The organism is Sulfitobacter sp. W027 (assembly GCF_025143985.1).
Lineage (GTDB): Bacteria > Pseudomonadota > Alphaproteobacteria > Rhodobacterales > Rhodobacteraceae > Sulfitobacter.
Genome location: NZ_CP083564.1, coordinates 427,080 through 447,216, shown reverse-complemented (window position 1 = coordinate 447,216; position 20,137 = coordinate 427,080). Strand labels below are relative to the sequence as shown.

General features: G+C 62.5%; 19 protein-coding genes. 10 read left to right on the top strand and 9 right to left on the bottom strand.

The window, feature by feature from the left end:
* Positions 1–8 precede the first annotated feature (8 nt).
* Positions 9–2,354 (top strand): aldehyde dehydrogenase family protein, encoded by a 2,346-nt coding sequence (locus tag K3759_RS02210; protein ID WP_259984114.1) that lies wholly within the window; start codon positions 9–11, stop codon positions 2,352–2,354.
* Positions 2,355–2,411: 57 nt separating this feature from the next.
* Here K3759_RS02210 and K3759_RS02205 read toward each other — a convergent pair whose 3' ends face one another.
* From K3759_RS02205 to K3759_RS02180, 6 genes are all read right to left on the bottom strand, one after another.
* Positions 2,412–3,734 (bottom strand): pitrilysin family protein, encoded by a 1,323-nt coding sequence (locus tag K3759_RS02205; RefSeq protein ID WP_259984112.1) that lies wholly within the window; start codon positions 3,732–3,734, stop codon positions 2,412–2,414.
* A complete protein-coding gene (locus tag K3759_RS02200) occupies positions 3,731–5,077 on the bottom strand; it encodes a pitrilysin family protein (RefSeq protein WP_259984111.1) in 1,347 nt (448 codons plus the stop codon). Before K3759_RS02200 ends, K3759_RS02205 begins: the two co-directional genes overlap by 4 nt.
* A gap of 64 nt (positions 5,078–5,141) precedes the next feature.
* A complete protein-coding gene (locus K3759_RS02195) occupies positions 5,142–5,654 on the bottom strand; it encodes a DUF3035 domain-containing protein (RefSeq protein ID WP_259984109.1) in 513 nt (170 codons plus the stop codon).
* A 52-nt stretch (positions 5,655–5,706) separates the two neighbouring features.
* The gene (gene lspA / locus K3759_RS02190; protein WP_259984108.1) at positions 5,707–6,195 is read right to left on the bottom strand and encodes a signal peptidase II; all 489 of its coding nucleotides are present in this window, start codon (positions 6,193–6,195) and stop codon (positions 5,707–5,709) included.
* Positions 6,196–6,210: 15 nt separating this feature from the next.
* Positions 6,211–7,797: a bifunctional phosphoribosylaminoimidazolecarboxamide formyltransferase/IMP cyclohydrolase gene (gene purH, locus K3759_RS02185; protein ID WP_259984107.1), complete on the bottom strand. Its 1,587-nt coding sequence runs from the start codon at positions 7,795–7,797 to the stop codon at positions 6,211–6,213.
* Positions 7,798–7,813: 16 nt separating this feature from the next.
* A complete protein-coding gene (locus K3759_RS02180; RefSeq protein WP_259984105.1) occupies positions 7,814–9,562 on the bottom strand; it encodes a heparinase II/III family protein in 1,749 nt (582 codons plus the stop codon).
* 165 nt (positions 9,563–9,727) lie between these two features.
* On the opposite strand from K3759_RS02180, the gene K3759_RS02175 reads away from it, so the two are divergent.
* Positions 9,728–10,477, top strand: coding sequence for a phosphate/phosphite/phosphonate ABC transporter substrate-binding protein (locus K3759_RS02175; protein ID WP_259984103.1), 750 nt, complete (start codon positions 9,728–9,730; stop codon positions 10,475–10,477).
* Here K3759_RS02175 and K3759_RS02170 read toward each other — a convergent pair.
* Positions 10,457–11,752, bottom strand: a complete 1,296-nt coding sequence (locus K3759_RS02170) for an RsmB/NOP family class I SAM-dependent RNA methyltransferase (protein WP_259984101.1) — start codon at positions 11,750–11,752, stop codon at positions 10,457–10,459. The two genes, K3759_RS02175 and K3759_RS02170, sit on opposite strands and share 21 nt — an antisense overlap.
* A gap of 97 nt (positions 11,753–11,849) precedes the next feature.
* On the opposite strand from K3759_RS02170, the gene K3759_RS20230 reads away from it, so the two are divergent.
* Positions 11,850–12,152, top strand: coding sequence for a DUF1674 domain-containing protein (locus K3759_RS20230; RefSeq protein ID WP_269341648.1), 303 nt, complete (start codon positions 11,850–11,852; stop codon positions 12,150–12,152).
* Positions 12,153–12,158: 6 nt separating this feature from the next.
* Here the strand turns inward: K3759_RS20230 and K3759_RS02155 are convergent, their stop codons facing one another.
* Together K3759_RS02155 and dapB are read right to left on the bottom strand one after the other, a co-directional pair.
* Complete coding sequence (locus K3759_RS02155) at positions 12,159–12,518, bottom strand: dihydrodipicolinate reductase (protein WP_259984100.1); 360 nt, start codon at positions 12,516–12,518, stop codon at positions 12,159–12,161.
* A gap of 78 nt (positions 12,519–12,596) precedes the next feature.
* On the bottom strand, positions 12,597–13,415 hold the full coding sequence (dapB, locus tag K3759_RS02150) for a 4-hydroxy-tetrahydrodipicolinate reductase (RefSeq protein ID WP_259984099.1): 819 nt from the start codon (positions 13,413–13,415) through the stop codon (positions 12,597–12,599).
* 98 nt (positions 13,416–13,513) lie between these two features.
* Between dapB and rbfA the strand changes: the two genes are divergently transcribed.
* The 7 genes from rbfA to pnp all read left to right on the top strand — a co-directional run bounded on the left by rbfA (position 13,514) and on the right by pnp (position 20,120).
* Positions 13,514–13,945 (top strand): 30S ribosome-binding factor RbfA, encoded by a 432-nt coding sequence (gene rbfA / locus K3759_RS02145; RefSeq protein WP_067626238.1) that lies wholly within the window; start codon positions 13,514–13,516, stop codon positions 13,943–13,945.
* Positions 13,942–14,688 (top strand): phosphodiester glycosidase family protein, encoded by a 747-nt coding sequence (locus K3759_RS02140; RefSeq protein WP_259984098.1) that lies wholly within the window; start codon positions 13,942–13,944, stop codon positions 14,686–14,688. Before rbfA ends, K3759_RS02140 begins: the two co-directional genes overlap by 4 nt.
* Positions 14,689–14,766: 78 nt before the next feature.
* The gene (truB, locus tag K3759_RS02135; protein WP_259984097.1) at positions 14,767–15,693 is read left to right on the top strand and encodes a tRNA pseudouridine(55) synthase TruB; all 927 of its coding nucleotides are present in this window, start codon (positions 14,767–14,769) and stop codon (positions 15,691–15,693) included.
* On the top strand, positions 15,694–16,209 hold the full coding sequence (locus K3759_RS02130) for a DUF1643 domain-containing protein (RefSeq protein WP_259984096.1): 516 nt from the start codon (positions 15,694–15,696) through the stop codon (positions 16,207–16,209).
* Positions 16,210–16,320: 111 nt separating this feature from the next.
* A complete protein-coding gene (locus K3759_RS02125) occupies positions 16,321–17,259 on the top strand; it encodes a calcium-binding protein (RefSeq protein ID WP_311199016.1) in 939 nt (312 codons plus the stop codon).
* A 168-nt stretch (positions 17,260–17,427) separates the two neighbouring features.
* Positions 17,428–17,697, top strand: coding sequence for a 30S ribosomal protein S15 (gene rpsO, locus K3759_RS02120; protein WP_174859461.1), 270 nt, complete (start codon positions 17,428–17,430; stop codon positions 17,695–17,697).
* Between the two features lie 281 nt (positions 17,698–17,978).
* On the top strand, positions 17,979–20,120 hold the full coding sequence (gene pnp / locus K3759_RS02115; RefSeq protein ID WP_259984092.1) for a polyribonucleotide nucleotidyltransferase: 2,142 nt from the start codon (positions 17,979–17,981) through the stop codon (positions 20,118–20,120).
* Positions 20,121–20,137 lie beyond the last annotated feature (17 nt).

The following is a 20,137-nucleotide window of genomic DNA, read 5'->3' as shown; positions in this document are numbered from 1 at the left end:
ATGAAGGCATGAGCGTGTCCGAGATTTTTGAGAGCATGGAATACGGGCCAGCCCCGGAATCGGCGGCAGATGCGCTGGCGTGGATCGTCGACCAGGGCGGGCGCTTTGGTCATTTCATTGATGGCGCTTTCACCGCGCCGGGAGCGGGTTTCGACAGCACCAACCCGGCGACGGGCGAGGTTTTGGCGAGCCTGACGCAGGCGACGCAGGGTGATGTCGATAGCGCCGTCAAGGCGGCGCGCAAGGCGCAGCCGAAGTGGGAGAAGCTGGGCGGCCATGGCCGGGCGCGGCATATCTATGCACTGGCGCGGCTGTTGCAGAAGCATGCGCGGCTGTTTGCGGTGTTGGAGGTGCTGGACAACGGTAAGCCGATCCGCGAGGCGCGTGATATTGATGTGCCCTTGGCGCAGCGACATTTCTATTATCACGCGGGCATGGCGCAGTTGATGGAGAGCGAACTGCCCGATGTGCAGGCGCTTGGGGTTTGCGGGCAGATCATTCCGTGGAACTTCCCGCTGTTAATGTTGGCGTGGAAGATCGCGCCCGCGCTGGCGATGGGCAATACCGTGGTGTTGAAGCCTGCGGAATATACCTCACTAACCGCGCTTTTGTTTGCCGATATCTGCCGACAGGCGGGGCTGCCGAAGGGTGTCGTAAATATCGTAACGGGCGATGGCAGCGTGGGCGAGATGATCGTCGGCCATGAGGATATCGACAAGATCGCCTTTACCGGCTCTACCGCCGTGGGCCGCCGCATTCGTGAGGCGACGGCAGGCTCGGGCAAGGCGTTGACTTTGGAGCTTGGGGGCAAATCGCCCTACATCGTCTTTGATGACGCCGATCTTGATAGTGCCGTTGAAGGCTTGGTCGATGCGATCTGGTTCAATCAGGGGCAGGTCTGCTGTGCAGGCTCGCGTCTGCTGGTGCATGAGCCGGTGGCTGATCGTTTCTATGCCAAGCTGCGCACGCGGATGGAGAAACTGCGCATCGGCGATCCCTTGGACAAGAGCATCGACGTCGGCGCGCTGGTGGACCCGGTGCAGTACAAGCGTGTGAGCGAGATGGTGGCGGCGAACACTGCGGGCGAGCGGTTTGTCACGCCGGGCGCGATGCCTGAGAATGGGTGTTTCTATCCGCCGACGCTGATCACCGGGCTGAACCCGGCAGATACGCTGATGCAGGAAGAGATTTTTGGCCCAGTGTTGGTCTCGACCACCTTCCGCACGCCTAGCGAGGCCGTGCAACTGGCCAATAACACGCGTTATGGTCTGGCGGCGACGGTTTGGACAGAGAATGTGAACCTCGCGCTTGATATTGCGCCGCAGTTGGAGACTGGGATCGTCTGGGTCAATGGCACCAATATGATGGACGCCGCCGCCGGCTTTGGCGGCAAGCGCGAGAGCGGCTTTGGCCGTGAGGGCGGCTGGGAAGGTTTGGCGAGCTATACCAAGCCCAAGACCGCTCAGAAGCCGTTGAAAGAGATCGAAGCCTTCAGCGGTGAAGGCGGTCCGGAGGATGGGATCGACCGCACGGCAAAGCTTTATATCGGGGGCAAGCAAGCCCGGCCCGATGGGGGGTATTCCGCACCGGTTTGGGGCAAGTCTGGTGGACTGTTAGGTCATGTGAGCCTCGCCAGCCGCAAAGATGTCCGCAACGCCGTTGAGGCGGCGCATGCGGCGAAGGGGTGGTCGAAGACCACTGGCCATCTGCGCGCGCAAATCCTGTATTATATTGCCGAAAACCTCTCAGCGCGGGGCGATGAATTCGCCGCGCGGCTGGATGCGATGCAAGGGACAAAGAATGGTCGCAAAGAGGTTGATGCCGCTATTGACCGGCTGTTCACCTATGCGGCTTGGGCCGACAAATACGACGGTCAGGTGCACGGCGTGCCGATCCGGGGCGTGGCGCTGGCGATGAAGGAACCTGTGGGCGTGATCGGGGCGCTTTGCCCGGCAGAGGCACCGCTTTTGGGCCTGATCTCTTGCATGGCCCCCGCCATCGCCATGGGCAACCGCGTGATCCTTTCGGCGAGCGAACCCTTCCCGCTGGCGGCGACCGATTTCGTGCAGGTGCTTGAGACATCCGACGTGCCTGCGGGTGTGGTGAATATCCTGACCGGGCCGCAGGCCGATCTGGCCGACCCGATGGCGCGGCATATGGACATTGATGGCGTCTGGAGCTTTGGCGCGGCGGAACTCTCGGCCGTGGTCGAAAAAGGGGCGGCGAGCAATATCAAGCGCACTTGGGTCAACCACGGCATGGCGCGCGATTGGTTCGGGGCCGAAGGCGCGGGGCGCGAATTCCTGCAAGCCGCGACCGAGGTTAAGAACATCTGGGTGCCCTACGGCGAATAAGCCCTAACGCCCGAGACAAGATGAAAGCGCCGCCCCTTTTCGGGAGCGGCGCTTTTTTCATTCCTGCGGTGGGGTTGACGCCTCAAGCCCTTCTGGCTGGCCGACGACGACGAAATGCAGGTTTTCGGGGTCCAGCAAATCTGCCGCGACGCGCTTGACGTCCTCCAGCGTGACCGCTTCGACCTTGTCATTGCGGGTGGCGATATAGTCGGTCGGCAGGCCGAGCATCTGCATGCCGACGAGGATATTGGCGATCGGGCTGTTGCCGTCGAAACGCAGCGGATAGGCGCCAGTGATATAGGTCTTGGCGGCCTCCAGTTCCTCTTGGGTAATGCCTTCAGCAGCGGCTTTGGACCATTCGGCGCGGATCACCTCGATTGCCTCGCCGATACGGTCATTGGCCGAACTGACGGAGCCGAGATAGGTCTCAGCCAGATCGCGCGGGGCGAGGTAGGAATAGACGCCGTAGGTCAGACCGCGCTTCTCGCGCACTTCGGTCATCAAGCGGGATTCGAAACCACCACCGCCGAGGACGTGGTTTAGGACCGTGGCGGTAAACCAATCGGGATCATCTTGGGCAAGGCCCGGCTGGCCGAAGATCGCGACGGATTGCGGTGTGGCGAAATCGACCAGCGTGGTGCCAGCAGGAATATCGACTTCGGCGCGTGGGGGCATCGGCGCGCCTTCGGCGGGCAGATCGCCAAGCAGGGTGTCGAGCAGCTCGCCCAACTCTTCGGGCGTGATGTCCCCCACCGCACCCACATAAATACGGTCACGCGCCAGCACGGCGCTATGTGCCGCGATCAGATCGTCGCGGGTTAGCCCGGCCACCGTCTCCAAGGTGCCGTTCAGCGAACTGCCGTAGGGGTGGTCGCCAAAGGCGATCTTGTCAAAGGTCTCGCGGGCGATCTCATTCGGATCTTTCTGGTTCGACTGGATGTTCGAGATCACCTGTCCGCGCACCCGCTCTACCGCGTCTTCGTCAAAACGCGGCTCCAACAGCGCGGCCCGCAGCAGATCGATGGAGGCATCACGGTTCTCGGTCAGAAAACGGGCGGAGACGGACAGTGCGTCATCCGACACGTCAAAACTGAGACTTGTGGCCAGCGCTTCGGTCTCGCGGCTGAAGGCACGCGCGTCCATGTCGCCTGCGCCCTCTTCCAGAAGGCCGGTCATCAGATTGATCGCGCCGCGTTTGCCGGGCGCGTCCAGCGAAGCGCCGCCTCGGAACCGTATTTCCAAGGCGACAAATGGGATCGAATGCTCCTCGACCAACCAAGCGGTGATGCCGCCGGGGCTGGTAACGGGCTGGATGTCGACTTCGGCACGGGCGGGGAGTGCGGCAACTACCGTCAGGATCAGGGCGTAGAACAGTCTCATTGCGCGTCCTCCTTCATCAGCCAACCGGTGACCGATGCGCGTTTGTCGAACAGGGTGCGGGCCGCCTGCATGATGTCTTCGGCGGTAACGGCTTGCAGCACATCGGGCCAGTCCTGCACGTCTTTGACGGTCAGACCGATGGCGAGGGCCGAGCCGTAGCGGTTCGCCACGCGGTCGGCATCGTCGCGGGCATAGATTTGATCCGCACGCAGCTGCGCTTTGAGACGCTTAAGATGTTCTGGGTCCACCCCAGTTTCCATGAATTGCACCAATACCTCGTCCATCGCCTCTTCGGCTTGCTGAAGGCTGACCCCGGGCACGGGCAGCACGACGAGGTCGAAGGTCGTGTCGTCTAGCGTGTCGGCCTTGTAGAACGCGCCGGTGTAATTGGCGATCTGTTCGTCGAATTGCAGCTTTTCGGCCAGATAGGAAGTTGTGCCGCCGCCGAGCAATTCGCTTAGCAACAGCAACGCTGCCGCCTCCTCTTGGGCACCGCTGTCGCGCTCTTGCGCGAGGTAGGAGCGGCGGACATAGGGTTGGGCCACGCGGGCGTCCTTGTAGATCAACCGGCGTTCTGCGACTTGCGGTGGCTCTGCGGTGCGCAGGCGTTCGGGCAATTCGGGGTTAGCGGGGATTTTGCCATAGGTGGCTTCGGCCAATTCGCGTACTTCCTCGGGCGTCACATCGCCCGAGACCACGAGGATCGCATTATTGGGCGAATAGTAGAGTTTATAGAACGACAGTGCATCTTCGAGGTCCAACTCCTCCATCTCATGTTTCCAGCCGATGATCGGCACGCCGTAGCGATGGTTGAGATATTGCGCGGCGTTGAGCTGTTCGCTGAACAGGGCGGCGGGGTTGTTCTCGGTCCGCTGGTTGCGCTCTTCCAAGATCACATCGCGTTCGGTTTCGATGTTTTCGGGGGTGAGGCGGATGTTCTTCATCCGGTCGGCCTCCATCTCCATCATCAGGCCGAGACGGTCAGCGGCGACGCGCTGGAAATAGGCGGTGTAGTCGTAGCTGGTGAAGGCATTGTCGCGCCCGCCGTTGGCGGCCACGGTGGCGGAAAACTCGCCCGACTCCAGCTTATCGGTGGCCTTGAACAGCAGGTGTTCAAGGAAATGCGCCACCCCGGATGACCCTTTTGGTTCATCCGCCGATCCCGCACGGTACCAGACCATCTGCTGCACGACCGGGGCGCGGTGGTCTTCGACGACCACCACCTCCATGCCGTTATCGAGGGTGAAATGGGTCACCGCCTCATTCTCATTATCGCGCGCCTGCGCGGAGGGGGCTGTGAAGAGCGTCGCCACCAGGGCCGCCATCATCGGCAGTCGGATCATTGCTTACCTCGAAATATATCGCCTCCCGCATTACCTACGCGGTCTGGCGCTACATTCAAGAAGCCTAGCGAAAACGTGTGTCGTGTGGCGGGTAAGACGGCGTACGCCCGCCTGCGTTGCGCCAGCGCTCCGCCTCGCTATGGGCGTCAAGGGATTGCCGCTGGTAGGCTTGGCTGTAGCGATCCACCGGCACGATGCGGAACTGGGTGAAGCGACCCTTACGCTTGCGGAATTCGGCGTCAGATTGCGCCAAGCTGGCGCGAATGCCCGGTTGCACACCCATGCGGCTCGTGTGTTGCACCAGTGCGGCATCTCCGGCTGGTATGCCTGTCGACGTATCCAGCCGCCCGCCAAACGCCGCCACACCTTCGGCCACCGCTGACCGATCCGTCAGGTTCGCCTGCCCCGGCATGGGGGTCGGCAGAGCGTTCAAATTTTCGGGGCGTTCCAGTGGCTTGACCGGTTGGATCAGGAATTCATCCGGCCCTTCGGAGACAGGCTGCAAGTCGCGAAGGCCCTGATTGCTGCAGGCGGCGAGGGCCAGCGGGATCAAGCTGATGAAGGCAATGCGGCGCATGGTGTCTCCTTTCGGGGTCTGCTTGTTCAATATCGCAGGCGAGCAGGCAATGTCACTGACCTTTTTTGCCCCGGCGCTTGGGCGCGCTTTTCGGCTCTCCGGTAAAGAGGATCAACCCTAAGGCACCGGCGAAGATAAAGACATCGGCAAGGTTGTAGACGAAAGGGTTGTTGATCCCGCAGCAGGAGTTGTTCAGGAAATCTAGCACATAACCATAGATCAGCCGATCCGCCACATTCGCCAAGGCCCCGCCGACCAGCAAGCCGCCGCTGAGCTGCGCCCAACACCCATGAGGGCTGCGCCAGAGCCAGAGGGTGACGCCCGCGCAGATCGCCAGCGCCACCGCAATCAGCACCCATTGGCTCATGTCGCCACCAAGGCCAAAGTTGATGCCCCGGTTTTCGCCGTAGCGGAAATTCAGCACCGGGGGCAGCACTTCGATGGACCTGATGCGTGCCAGTTCCATCATGTGAATGACCACATATTTGCTGATCTGGTCGATCAGAAAGGCCACGAAGGCCGCGATGCTGAATACCCGCATGGTGCTGCCCTTCGCTTAGTGCCGGAAGTGGCGCATGTTGGTAAAGACCATGGCAAGGCCCGCTTCATCCGCTGCGGCGATCACCTCGTCGTCCCGCATGGAGCCGCCGGGCTGAATCAGCGCCGTGGCACCGGCCTCTGCCGCCGTGATCAGACCGTCCGCGAAGGGGAAGAATGCGTCGGAGGCCACCACGGAGCCTTGTGTCAGCGGTGCCTCGATATCCATCACCTCGGCCATGTCCTGCGCCTTGCGCGCGGCGATGCGCGTGCTGTCCACCCGGCTCATCTGGCCCGCACCGACGCCGACGGTGGCGCCGTCTTTGACATAGATGATCGCGTTGGATTTGACGTGTTTGGCCACGGTCCACGCGAAAAGCATGTCGTCCAGTTCTTGATCCGATGGCTTGCGCTTGGTCACGACCTTGAGGTCGTCGCGGCTAACCCGGCCCACGTCTTTGTCCTGCACAAGGAACCCGCCCGAGACCTGACGCACGGCCAAAGCAGCGGCGGCAGGGTCGGCCAGACCTTCGGTGGTCAGCAGGCGCAGGTTCTTCTTAGCGGCAAAGATGCGCTTGGCCTCCTCATCCGCGCCGGGCGCGATGACAACTTCGGTAAAGATCGCGGCAATCGCCTCGGCGGTCGGGCCGTCGAGCGGTTGGTTCAGCGCGATGATGCCGCCGAAAGCGGAAGTGCGGTCACAGTCGAAGGCGCGTTTATAGGCGTCGAGCATTGTCTCGCCCCGCGCCACGCCGCAGGGGTTAGCGTGTTTGATGATCGCGCAGGCAGGGCCATCCTTGGGGTCGAACTCGCTTACCAGCGCAAAGGCGGCGTCGGTGTCGTTGATGTTGTTGTAGGACAGCTCCTTGCCCTGATGCTGCACGGCGTTCGCCAGTCCCGGCGCGGTGGAGCCATCGGTGTAGAACGCGGCCTGCTGGTGCGGGTTCTCGCCATAGCGCAGGGTTTGCGCCAGCGTGCCGCCAAAGGTGCGGCGGCGCGGGGTGCCTGCGACCTGCTCAGCCATCCATGTGCTGACTGCCGTGTCATAGGCGGCGGTGCGGGCGTAGGCGGTCTGAGCGAGGCGCTGGCGCAGGGCGTAGGTGGTCTGACCGTCGTTGGCCTCCATCTCAGCGATCACCTCGGCGTAATCCTCGACATCGACCACGACGTTGACGAAACCGTGGTTCTTGGCCGCCGAACGGATCATCGCTGGTCCACCAATGTCGATATTCTCGATCACCTCGGCATATTCCGCGCCCTTGGCGACGGTTTCCTCGAAGGGGTAAAGGTTCACCACAACCAGATCGATTGCGCCGATGTTATGCTCGGTCATCGCGCCGACATGGGCGTTGTTGTCGCGCAGCGCCAGCAGGCCACCATGCACCACCGGGTGCAGCGTCTTCACGCGCCCATCCATCATCTCGGGAAAGCCCGTCACATCGGCCACATCCAACACCTCAAGCCCCGCGTCGCGCAGTGCTTTCGCGGTGCCGCCGGTGCTGAGCAGTTCCACGCCGCGTGCCGCCAAAGCTTTGCCAAGGTCCAAAAGACCGGTCTTGTCGGATACGGAAAGAAGCGCGCGTTTGATGGGATAGAGATCGGGCATGGGGCTGGTTCCTTGGTCAGTCTTCATCAGCATAGGGATCGTCGATCGACAAATCTCGCACGCCAATCGCAGTTTCCTGCGCTTTTGACAACGACCAGCGCACCCGTGTGGCATAGTTCATGGCGTATCCAGTCAACACAATCTGCTGCGCAGAACGGGGCTTCAGCCGGGTGCCTTCGAGGTAAACCCCTGCTTCCAAAGACAGATTATGCGTCCCATCGTGGCGAAACACCCAAATCTCCCCACTTTTCAGCGCCATCGAGATCGCAGCGCCGCCAAGGTCCACGGTGGCATCCACATCCGGGTGGAGGTGGAAACGGATGTCAAAAGGCACGCCCTTCAGTTGGGTAGCGCTCAGCACTTTATCAAAGCGCCGCTTCTCCGCCCCCTCTATCGCAAGCAGCATATCCTCCCCCGTCAGACTGCGCCCATCCGAAGTCAGTTCCAGCCGCCGCGCGTGGGTCAGCCCATGACTGCTGAGATAGGCATCATGGCCGCCCTCAAAGCGCAGGCCCTCATCGGCCTCTCCCATCTCCACCGGCACATGGCGCGGCCCGTTGATCAGCGCCTCTTCTCGCGTGTAGCGATCGGGCTCTGCCAGCCGCGCGCTGGAATGGCCCACGAGCGATAGCGCGGAATGCGATGGGGTGGCCCGCCCTGCCCGACGCCACTCCAACCCAAATGACGCGCCGGAGCCGCAGTTCACCACCAAGGGCCGCCGCCCCGAGGTCAGCTCGAACGCCAATGTCGAGGCATGGGCATTGCCAGAAGCCGCGCCGCCCGGCGGGGCCGCCGCATCCACAATCACGCTGGTCCGCCCCGCCGACAGCCTTGCATAGCCCATCGCCAGCCCATCGGGCTGCCGCGTCTTGACCTTGGCTGCCGCCAGCGCGTGATCCAGCCAGCCTTCCATGCCGCGCCCACCGCCGTGAAAGCGTGCCAATGCGCCATCGGCATGACGCAGGCTGCGCAGGGTGGGTGCGATACGCTCAATCGCGGTTAGGTGCTCTTTGGGCGTGCTGCGGCCTGCATCGCTGAGCGCGGCGGCGGCCCAAGTGAGCAATGTGAAAACGGCGAGCAGTTCTTCGGGGTTGCGCGTGGGCAGGCCGCCTTCGGCATCTATCTGACTGGCGCATTCCCGCGCGAGGGCTTTGATCGCGGGATCGGCCAGTTCCTCCAACCCCTCCAATGAAAGCCCCGCATAGATCAACCCAGTCAGCGCTTCGAACCGCGGCAAGCCCGGCGCAGAGGCGCGCCAGCGTTTTGACAGGAAGCGGGTCTGTTGCTCCAATGAACGGTAGAAAGCATCGCTCTGCTCGGTCTCCGTCCCCCGCAGCATGAACAGCGCGTGGTTAATCCAGCGAATCAGCCGCCGCCCGGTCAGCGCCGGGGTCCAGCCAAGTCCCTGCCCGCGCCCAAAACGGTCAATCCACCCCCACAGCCAGACCTGCGCCGCGGCCCGCGCCCGCGCGTCCCCCACGGCGGCAAGGTCATCCAGCCATGCAAAACCGTGTAGCTCCGCGGCAAAGGCAGGGTCAGGCGGGGTCAGATCCCACATCGCGGTCTGCGGCGCGGTAAGCAGGCTCCCCGCAAAGAGGTAATTCCCCGCCATCAGCTGCCGCCCCCGCGCGAAAGAGCCGATGGTACGCGGCTCGGGCGAGGCGGTGAAGCCCAGCACCCGCCCCCGGCCACGGGTCGCGCGCCATGCGTGCCAGCGGTTCAAAAACCGCGCCCTCCGGGCCATGACGCTGGAAAGATGAATCATATCAAGCTGCCCCTGACGCTCTGATGGCGTTTGGCGGCAGCATAGCCGTAGCCCCGCAATGAGTCACCGGATTTTCCCCGCCCGCGGGGGGATCGGCGGGGATCGGACGGTTGCCTGTGCGCGGCGGCGCGGCCTAAACAAGGGGACCTCAACCGGAGCGCACCGATGATCGCTAGCCTAATGATGTACCTGCGCCCCGAGACCGCCGCGGCCACGGCCCGCTACTGGGCTGTGATCCAAGAAGAACTGCATGCGCGGGGCATCGCGGCACCAGAAATGTTGAGCAATATTGCCTACGAATTCGAGGTCTGGAATGATCCTGATCTGACCCTCTCGCAAACCTGCGGGATGCCGTATCGCCTATGGCTGCACGACCATGTCACCCTGATCGGAACGCCGGACTTTGGCGTCGAGGGCTGTCCGCCGGGGTATTACAACAGCGTTTTCGTGGTCCGCGCCAATGATCCCCGTGAAACAATTTCGGATTTCCGCGCGGCGCGTTTCACATACAACCAGACATTCTCGCAGTCTGGCTATGCCGCCGCCTATGCGCATTGCCGGGCGGAGGGATTCTGGTTTGAAGACCGCGCGCAAAGCCACGGGCACCGGAACTCTGCCAAAACCGTCGCCGAAGGCGGGGCGGACATTGCGGCGCTGGATGCGGTTTCGTGGCGGTTGATCCGGCGATATGACGCTTTCGCGGGTCGTTTGCGGGTGCTAGACAGCACGACACCGACGCCCGGCCTGCCTTATATTGCAGCGGCGGGCGCAGATCGGGCCGCGACAGCCGCCGCCCTCAGGGATGCCATTACCCGGCTTACACCAAAGGATGCTGAAACACTGGGCCTGCGCGGCTTGGTCGATATCTCCAAAGCCGCATATCTCGCCGTGCCCTCACCGCCCTACGGCGCGTGACGCTTCGCCTTTGCGCAAACAGGCGATGTAGAATCCGTCCATCCCGCCTTTGTCAGCCCAGAAATCGGGCCGCAGACGCAATCCGCCCTCTTCGGTCTGCCATGCGGCCTCAACCCCCGGCAGATCAAGCGCGGCGCGGTCGACGGTCATGTCGCCATGCCGCTCCAGTGCCTCATCGACCTGCACTTCGCCCTCATCCGGCAGCAGGCTGCAGGTACAGAACACCAGCCGCCCGCCGGGTTTCAGCAGGCTCCATGCGTGGTCGATCAGCTCGGATTGCAACTCGATCAGATCACCGAATTCCGAGCCGTCTTTGGCATGGGGCAGATCGGGGTGGCGGCGGATTGTACCGGTGGCAGAGCACGGCGCGTCGAGCAGGATGGCGTCGAATTCCCCTTCTACGGCACGCGCGTCTTTGGTCAGCGTCTTAGCCTTAAGACCCACGCGGGTCAGATTTTCCTTCACCCGCTGCATCCGGGGATGGGACTGGTCGACGGCAGTGACAACGGCCCCGGCAGCGGCGAGTTGCATGGTTTTGCCCCCCGGCGCGGCGCAGAGGTCCAGCACGGTCTCGCCTTCTTTCGGGGCCAGCACCCGCACCGCAATCGCGGCGGCAGCGTCCTGCACCCACCAGTCGCCTTCGGCAAAGCCGGGCATGGTCGAGACCTGCCCGGCATCCGTCACCCGGACCGAGCCGGTCGGCAGCAGAGTGCCGCCCACGGCCTCGGCCAAAGCGGCAGGGTCACCTTTGGCGGTCAGATCAAGCGGCGCGCCCGCGAAATGCGCCTCTTCCATCGCGGCGATGGCGTCCGTTCCCCAAGCCTCAGCCAGCGGGCCGCGCAGCCATTTGGGCAAGCGCGGTGCGCGCAGGGCGCCCCATGCTTCGGGGCCCTGCGCGGCTATCTTACGCAAGACGGCGTTGGTCAGACCCTTGAGGTGGCTCAGCGTGCGGTGCTGGGACACGAGATTGACCATCGTGTTCACGACCCCATGCGCCGCCCCGCCCTGACAGAGCTCCACCGTACCGACGCGCAGCACGTTGCGCACGGTCAACGGGGGGGGCTTTTGCAGATGTTTTTGCAACAGCCGGTCGGCACGCTCCAACCCGCGCAGCGTGTCCTGTGCCAGACGTTGTGCCCGCGCCCGGTCATCGGGGGGCAGCTTGTCCAACGCGCCGGAGGCGAGCAGTTCCGACATCAGACGTGGTTCTTCGCCCAAAACCTGATCCAGCAGATATACCGCGCTTCTGCGGGCCTGAACGCCTGTGTCTGCCATGATCTTATCCTATCTGGGTCTTGCTTCGGGGGTTGCCGGGTTGTCTGGGCCAGCGCGCGACGTATATCAAGGGAGAACTTGGCTCAAGAGGACCATGATGCCCGATCAACGCCCCATTCCCGACAGTAGACCCGGCCCTGACCCAACTCCAAGCCCCGCGCCGGACCTGCCCCCGCAGCCCAAACCGGGCCCGAAACCGATCCCCGACACGCCGCATGACCCGACACCGGCCCCCGGCCCGGACCTGCCCGCCGCCGCGCAACGCGCCTTGGCCGAAGCTGCCGCACGGCGCGAGGCCGCCGCAGCACTGGACCTGCCCGCCGAACTCGGCGGGCGCGATGGGCCAGAGCCGGTGCGCTATGGTGATTGGGAGAAAAAGGGCATCGCTGTCGATTTCTAAGTGGCCTTAGCGCAGGGTCAGCACCGCCGATTCACCCGTCCCCTTGTCTGAGGTGAAACGGATTTTCGCGCCATCGCGCATGACCACTTGGCAGTTATAGCCCAGATCCTTGCCGCCCCAGACCAGCGTCCGACAGAAGAAACCGTCTTTCCACGTCCAAGTGCCCGTGACCTCCCAAACCGCGCCTTTGCCGGAAATGGCTCCGCCAGAGGTCACCCGCAGATCGACGAGCGGGCGGGTCAGCCTTTTGCCATTCACCGCCGCGACGAAGTCGGATTTGCTTTGGATACGGGCATATTCCGCCGCCGCGGGCAGGGCGCTCAGCGCCAGCACCGCAGTCGCGGCGAGTGCAAAGATAAACCTCATCGAAACCTCCCATCAGTGAATTGCCTTCGGCATTCACGTAGCTCACGCGGGTAAAGTTTCAGATAATCTGCGCTATTATCAGGTTTTCAGGCCCAGCACATCCAGCATGTCATATTCGCCCGGCGCCTGCCCCTGCCCCCAAAGCGCTGCCTTGAGGGCGCCTCGCGCAAACAGTGCCCGGTCAGAGGCGATGTGGCGCAGGATGATCCGCTCGCCAGCGGCGGCGAACATCACATCATGTTCCCCCACGATGTCACCGCCCCGGATCGCGGTGAAACCGATGTCACCCTTCTTCCGTGCGCCAGCGATGCCATCGCGTCCCCGGTCTGAGACATCGGCAAGTTTCACGCCCCGCCCCTCGGCGGCAGCTTCGCCCAACATCAAAGCGGTGCCTGACGGTGCGTCCACCTTTTGATTGTGATGCGCCTCAATGATCTCAATGTCGTAGTCAACATCCAGCGCGGCGGCGACCTGACGGGTCAACTGTGTCAGCAGGTTCACTCCAAGGCTCATGTTGCCCGCGCGGACGATGACAGCCCCCTGCTCGGCTGCTGGGGCAAGCTGCGCGATCTCCTCATCGGTCATCCCGGTGGTGCCGATGACATGCACGATCCCGGCCTTCGCGGCCTCGGCAGCAAAGGCAATCGTAGCTTGCGGCGCGGTGAAGTCGATCACGGCTTGCACCTTGGCAAACGCCTCGGCTGCGTCGTCAGTTACGGTCACACCAGACGCAGTGCCCCCCATCGCTTCGCCCACGTCGCGCCCCACCCAGTCATGACCGGGACGCTCCACCGCCGCGGCCAGATGCATTTTGTCGCTGGCGGTGATCTCACGGATCAACATCTGGCCCATGCGGCCAGAGGCGCCGGTAACGGCGATGCCGGGGGTCTGTGTCATGGGGGTGTCTCCTGCAGTTCGGGGGCATGAATGGCTCGGCTGGTTTAGCCCGTCGGCGAGCGCTTGGCAAAGTGCAACCGAAGCCTTAGATGGGGTTCATGGCAAAGAACAAGTTTCATGAGGGCGCAGGCCCGTCGCAACGACAACTCCGCGTGGGCGAAACCGTCCGCCGCGCCTTGTCTGATGTTCTCGCACGCGGGGACGTGCATGACACCGACCTCAACCGTCTGTCGATCACCGTGGGAGAGGTGCGCATTTCGCCCGATCTCAAGATCGCCACGGCCTATGTGCTGCCGCTGGGCGGTGAAGGTCAGGATGAGGTGCTCAAGCTGCTGGCGCGCAATAAGAACGAATTGCGCCGACAGGTGGCTAAGAAACTCACGCTCAAGTTCTCTCCTGATCTGCGGTTCCAATTGGATCGCACATTCGACCGGATGGACGACACGCGCCGGATGTTGAACCAAGACGTGGTGCGCCGCGATGCGGATGCGCCTGACGATGACGCTGCCGACAGCGCGCCGGATCAGTGATCCGGGCCGGTTTAATCGCACTGGCGCTGATCGCGCTGAAAGGCACGCCTTCGGATGCTGCCGAATGTCGCAACATCACGTTTGACGGCAGCTCCTACACCATTTGCGAAGTTGATCTGGACCGTGACGACCTGCGGCTCTTTCTTAACGATGACGCAGGCGCGCCCTATGGGTTCTTCGGCTCGCTCGATGAGGCCTTGAAGGCGCAGGGCTTGCGGCTGGGCTTTGCGATGAACGCGGGCATGTACCACGAAGACCGCTCTCCGGTGGGGCATTACGTCGAAGAAGGCGTCGAGGCGCGCGGCGTGATCGACAGCGCGGGGCCCGGCAACTTTGGCCTGCTGCCCAATGGGGTCTTTTGCCTGCGCGATGGCCGCGCCGATGTGATCGAGACCAAGCGTTACCTCAAGGACAAACCTGACTGCCGCTTTGCGACGCAATCGGGGCCAATGCTGGTGATCGACGGGGCGCTGCATCCGCGATTCTTACCCAACAGCACCTCGCGCTATATCCGCAACGGCGTTGGCACCACGGCAGACGGAAAACGCGCGGTTTTCGCGATTTCCAATGACGTGGTAACCTTTCATGAGTTTGCCCGGCTCTACCGCGATGAGCTGGACCTGCCTAACGCGCTGTATTTCGACGGCAATATCTCACGTCTGCGCGCGCCGGGACTGCGCCGCACCGGGGCGGGCTTCACCACGCTAGGGCCGATCATCGGCATCGTCACGCCTGCAAAGTGACTTTTCCCCGGCGCTAGGGCTGGGCAGCGGCGCGCGGCTCCGTTAGAGGGCAGCACCACAAAGGCGAAGGGGCAAGACATGGCACGCAAACGCAAAGGTCGCGACATTTCCGGTTGGCTGGTGGTGGACAAACCCGCCGGGCCGACATCGACCGCCGTGGTCAACAAGGTTCGCTGGGCGCTTGAAGCCAAGAAGGCGGGCCACGCGGGCACGCTTGATCCCGAAGCCACCGGCGTTCTGGCCATCGCCTTGGGCGAAGCGACCAAGACCGTGCCCTATATCACCGACGCGCTCAAAGCCTATGAGTTCACCGTGCGTCTGGGGATTGCCACCAACACCGACGACGCCGAAGGCGAAGTCATCGGCACCTCCGATCTGCGCCCCGACGATGCGGCCATCAAGGATGCGCTAAGCAATTTTATCGGCGATATCCAACAGGTACCGCCGCAGTTCTCTGCCGTGAAGATCGACGGCCAGCGCGCCTATAAACGCGCCCGCGATGGCGAAGAGATGGACATCGCCGCCCGCCCGCTTTGGGTGGAAAGCCTGCTGCTGCTCGACCGGCCTGACGCCGATCACGTCACGCTTGAAATGGTCTGCGGCAAGGGCGGCTATGTCCGCTCCATCGCGCGCGATCTTGGGCAGAAACTTGGTTGTTTGGGTCACGTCCGCGAATTGCGGCGCACGTGGTCCGGCCCATTTGACGCCGCGAACGCGCTGACGCTGGCACAGATCGACGAAATCGCCCGCACGCCGGAACTCGACACGCATCTTTTGCCCTTGGCCGAGGGGCTGGTCGACCTGCCCGAGGTCAAAGCCACGCCCGAAGGTGCCACCCGTCTGCGCAATGGCAACCCCGGCATGGTCATCGCCCATGACGTGGAATATGGCGACGAATGCTGGGCTTCGCTGGATGGCCAGCCCGTGGCCTTGGGCCGCTTCAAAGCGGGCGAATTGCACCCCAGCCGGGTGTTTAACCTCTCTACGGACACGAACGAGGGCTGAATGCCCCTCATCACCCGCAGTCATACGAAGGGCGATGCGCCCTCAACGGCGGTCTACTCTGCTTGCGAGCAGTACCGCTACAGCCTCACACGAGTCTGGGACAGCGCTGCGCTGCGGGTGATGTTCGTGATGCTAAACCCCTCCACCGCGACCGAAGTGCAGAATGACCCGACGGTCGAGCGCTGCGAGCGCCGCGCGCGGGTGCTGGGTTTTGGCGGTTTTCGGGTAACCAATATCTTTGCATGGCGCGCCACTGATCCGCGCGACATGCGCGCTGCCGCTGATCCCATCGGGCCGGACAATGACAGCACGCTGATCGACGGGGCCGATTGGGCCGACCGTATCATTGCGGCCTGGGGCGTGCACGGTGCCCATCTGGACCGCGGTTTGACCGTTGCCGCGCGGCTGGCTTCGGGGGCCAAACCGCTCTATCACCTTGGACTGTCCAAAGCGGGGCACCCCCGACATCCGCTCTACCTGCCCTACACGCAAGAACCGGTTTTGTGGCAGCCCTAGCGTCGCAGGCTGGCAGGCATTCGTTAACCACTTTCCCGCTATTCCTTTGAATTTAAAGCCAAGCCATGTCCTTTTGGAGCTGGGATGATGTGTGGGGCATCAGGCAAATGAATGGTGGAACTGCGCATGTTGTGGCTGGCTGGTGTGATGGGTCTGATGGCGGTCGGCGCTGTCACTTTCGTTGAAATTGAAACGCCGCCCGGGGAGGATGTTCCGGAAGGTGACACTCCGCGCGGGCCCAACACCGTCGGAGACATCCTGTCGGGCAGCGATGGCGATGAGACGCTGCAAGGCGGCGCGGGCGACGACCAACTTGGCGGCTACGGCGGGAATGATCTGCTTTATGGCGCTGCTGGAGATGACGATCTGCACGGCCACGACGGCAATGACACGCTGCACGGCGACGATGGCGACGACAGCCTGCACGGCAACGACGGGGATGATGACCTTTTTGGCGGCGCAGGCGACGATAGCCTTTTTGGCCATAATGACGATGACTTCCTTTATGGCGGTGCGGGCGATGACGCGTTGCAAGGCTCTGCGGGTGATGACGTGCTGAATGGCGAAGCTGGGAATGACGCGCTCCAAGGCGGGCTTGGCGATGATGCGCTGCGCGGTGGTGCGGGTGAAGATACGCTCTTTGGCGGCTGGGGGGATGACACGCTTACCGGGGCGGACGACCTGCAAAGCCGCGATTACCTGAACGGCGGCGGCGGGGATGACCTCATCGTCGCGGGAGCACAGGATGTGGTGACGTCAGGCGAAGGTACGGATCAGATCATTTTCGGAGATTGGATTGGCGCAGAAGGTGCAGCACAGATCATGGATTATCACGCCCAGGATGATTCGCTCTTGTTTGTCTGGGATGACAGCGATGCCACCGGGGCGGAGCCGCCCCTTTCCATCCTGCCCGACCCAGATCACCCGAACCAGACGCTCGTCCTGCTGGATGACATCATCGTCGCGCGGGTGGCGGGGGACAGCGTCACGCTGGACGATATCGCGCTGATCCCGCTGTCTGCGGCCTTTGACCTTGGCCTTGCCGCGTGATGCTCCCGGCTGCCGTCGCAGAAATCACCCTTTGCCAAAGGCGCAAATTCCTCCTATACGCCCCCATCGCCTGCTGATTCCGTCAGCGGGTGGTATCTCCATGGGCCTGAGCTGGACGACATCCCGGCCTGAGCCATCCATTTAAACTCTTTTCGAAAGGAGACCCCGATGTCGATTACTGCTGAAGAAAAAGCAAAAGTCATGAAAGATTTCGCAACCAAAGAAGGCGACACCGGTTCGCCCGAAGTTCAGGTTGCCATTCTGACATCGCGCATCACCACGCTGACCGAGCACTTCAAGACCCACAAAAAAGACAACCACGGCCGCCGTGGTCTTTTGAAAATGGTCGCGACGCGCCGCAAACTGCTGGATTACGTTAAGGCCAAAGACGAGTCCCGTTATCAGGACCTGATTAAACGCCTCGGCCTGCGCCGCTAATTGCGGACAGCCCGCCGGAAAATCCGGTAACAAGACGATCAAAACCTCCCGGCCCGCGCCGGGAGGTTTTTTGTTGCGCGCGGACCTTGGCCCGGCGCAGTGGAAAGAAGCCGCCGCTTACCCCCCCGCCCTGACAGAACGCTTCCCATTTGCCTTGAAAACATGTATGCCCGCGCAATCTGAAATCCGGCGCCCGGACTCCAGCGCCTGAAAAGAAGATACCGGAGTCAGGGGCAATACGGCCCCTATGCAATGGCCAATGGGCCAAAAAGGAAACGTAGATGTTTAATGTAACGAAAAAATCGATCCAGTGGGGCGAAGAGACGCTGACACTGGAAACCGGTAAGGTTGCCCGTCAGGCGGACGGGTCGGTGATTGCCACGCTGGGGGAAACCAGCGTTATGGCCAACGTGACGTATGCACGTCAGCAAAAGCCGGGCCAGGATTTCTTCCCCCTGACCGTGCACTACCAAGAGAAATACTATGCCGCCGGTAAAGTACCGGGTGGCTTCTTCAAGCGTGAGGCCCGCCCCACCGAGAAAGAAACCCTGACCGCGCGTCTGATCGACCGTCCGATCCGCCCGCTCTTCGTCCCCGGCTTCAAAAACGAAGTTCTGGTGATGTGTACCGTGCTGAGCCACGATCTGGTCAACGACCCCGATATGGTCGCCATGATCGCCGCCTCCGCCGCGCTGACAATTTCCGGCGCGCCGTTCCGTGGCCCGATTGCTGGCTGCCGCGTCGGTTACGAGGGCGGCGACTACGTCCTGAACCCGACAATCGACGACATGCAGGACCTGCGCCTGAACCCCGATCAGCGCCTCGATCTGGTTGTCGCCGGTACCAAAGACGCCGTGATGATGGTCGAATCCGAAGCCTATGAGCTGTCGGAAGAGGAAATGCTGGGTGCGGTGAAATTCGCCCATGAGCAGATCCAGCCGGTCATCGACCTGATCATCGATCTGGCCGAAGACGCAGCGAAAGAGCCCTTCGACTTCCAGCCCGACGATTACTCGGATCTGTCTGCCGCTGTAAAAGCTGCCGGTGAAGACGAAATGCGCGCCGCATTCGCCATCGCCGACAAGCAAGAGCGCACCGCCGCTGTTGCCGCCGCCCGCGAGACGATCAAAGGGAAGCTCAGCGAAGAGCAGCTTGAGGACAAGAACCTCGGCTCCGCGATGAAAGGCCTTGAGGCCAGCATCCTGCGCGGTGACGTGGTGAAAACCGGCAAGCGTATCGACGGCCGTCGCACTGACGAAATCCGCGATATCGTGGCAGAAACCGGCATCCTGCCGCGGACACACGGCTCGGCGCTCTTCACCCGTGGTGAAACCCAAGGCTTGGTCGTGACCACGCTCGGCACCGGCGACGATGAGCAGTTCATCGACGCGTTGCACGGCAACTTCAAATCTAACTTCCTGCTGCACTATAACTTCCCCCCCTACTCGGTTGGTGAAGTTGGTCGCGTGGGCCCTCCCGGCCGTCGTGAAGTTGGCCACGGTAAGCTCGCTTGGCGTGCCCTGCAGGCGGTTCTGCCCGCAGCGACAGACTTCCCCTACACCATCCGTCTCGTGTCCGAGATCACCGAATCCAACGGCTCTTCGTCGATGGCATCGGTCTGCGGTGGCTCGCTGTCCATGATGGACGCAGGCGTGCCGCTGAAGTCGGCTGTGGCCGGTGTGGCGATGGGTCTGATCCTCGAAGACGACGGCTCCTACGCGATCCTGTCGGACATCCTGGGTGACGAAGACCACCTCGGCGACATGGACTTTAAAGTGGCCGGTACCGAAGCGGGCATCACGTCGCTGCAGATGGACATCAAGGTCGCCGGCATCACGCCCGAGATCATGGAAAAAGCCTTGGCCCAGGCCAAAGAAGGCCGGATCCACATCCTCGGCGAGATGAACAAAGCGCTGTCGGGTGCTGCGGACTTCTCCGTCCACGCCCCGCGCATTGAAACCATGCAGATCCCCACCGACAAGATCCGTGAAGTGATCGGTTCCGGCGGCAAGGTGATCCGCGAGATCGTCGAAGTCTCCGGCGCCAAGGTCGACATCAACGACGAAGGCATCATCAAGATCGCCAGCGCCAATGGCGACGCCATCAAAAAGGCCTATGACATGATCTATTCGATCGTGGCAGAGCCCGAAGAAGGCGCCGTCTACACCGGCACCGTGGTCAAGATCGTCGATTTCGGCGCTTTCGTGAACTTCTTTGGCAAGCGCGACGGTCTGGTCCACGTATCCCAGATAGAAAACCGCCGCCTGAACCACCCTTCGGACGTTCTGAAGGAAGGTCAGGAAGTGAAAGTGAAGCTCTTGGGCTTTGACGATCGCGGCAAGGTGCGCTTGTCGATGAAAGTCGTCGATCAGGAGACTGGTGAAGAGATCGCTGCCGAGAAGAAAGAACCGGCAGAAGGTTGATAAAAACTGTTGCGGAC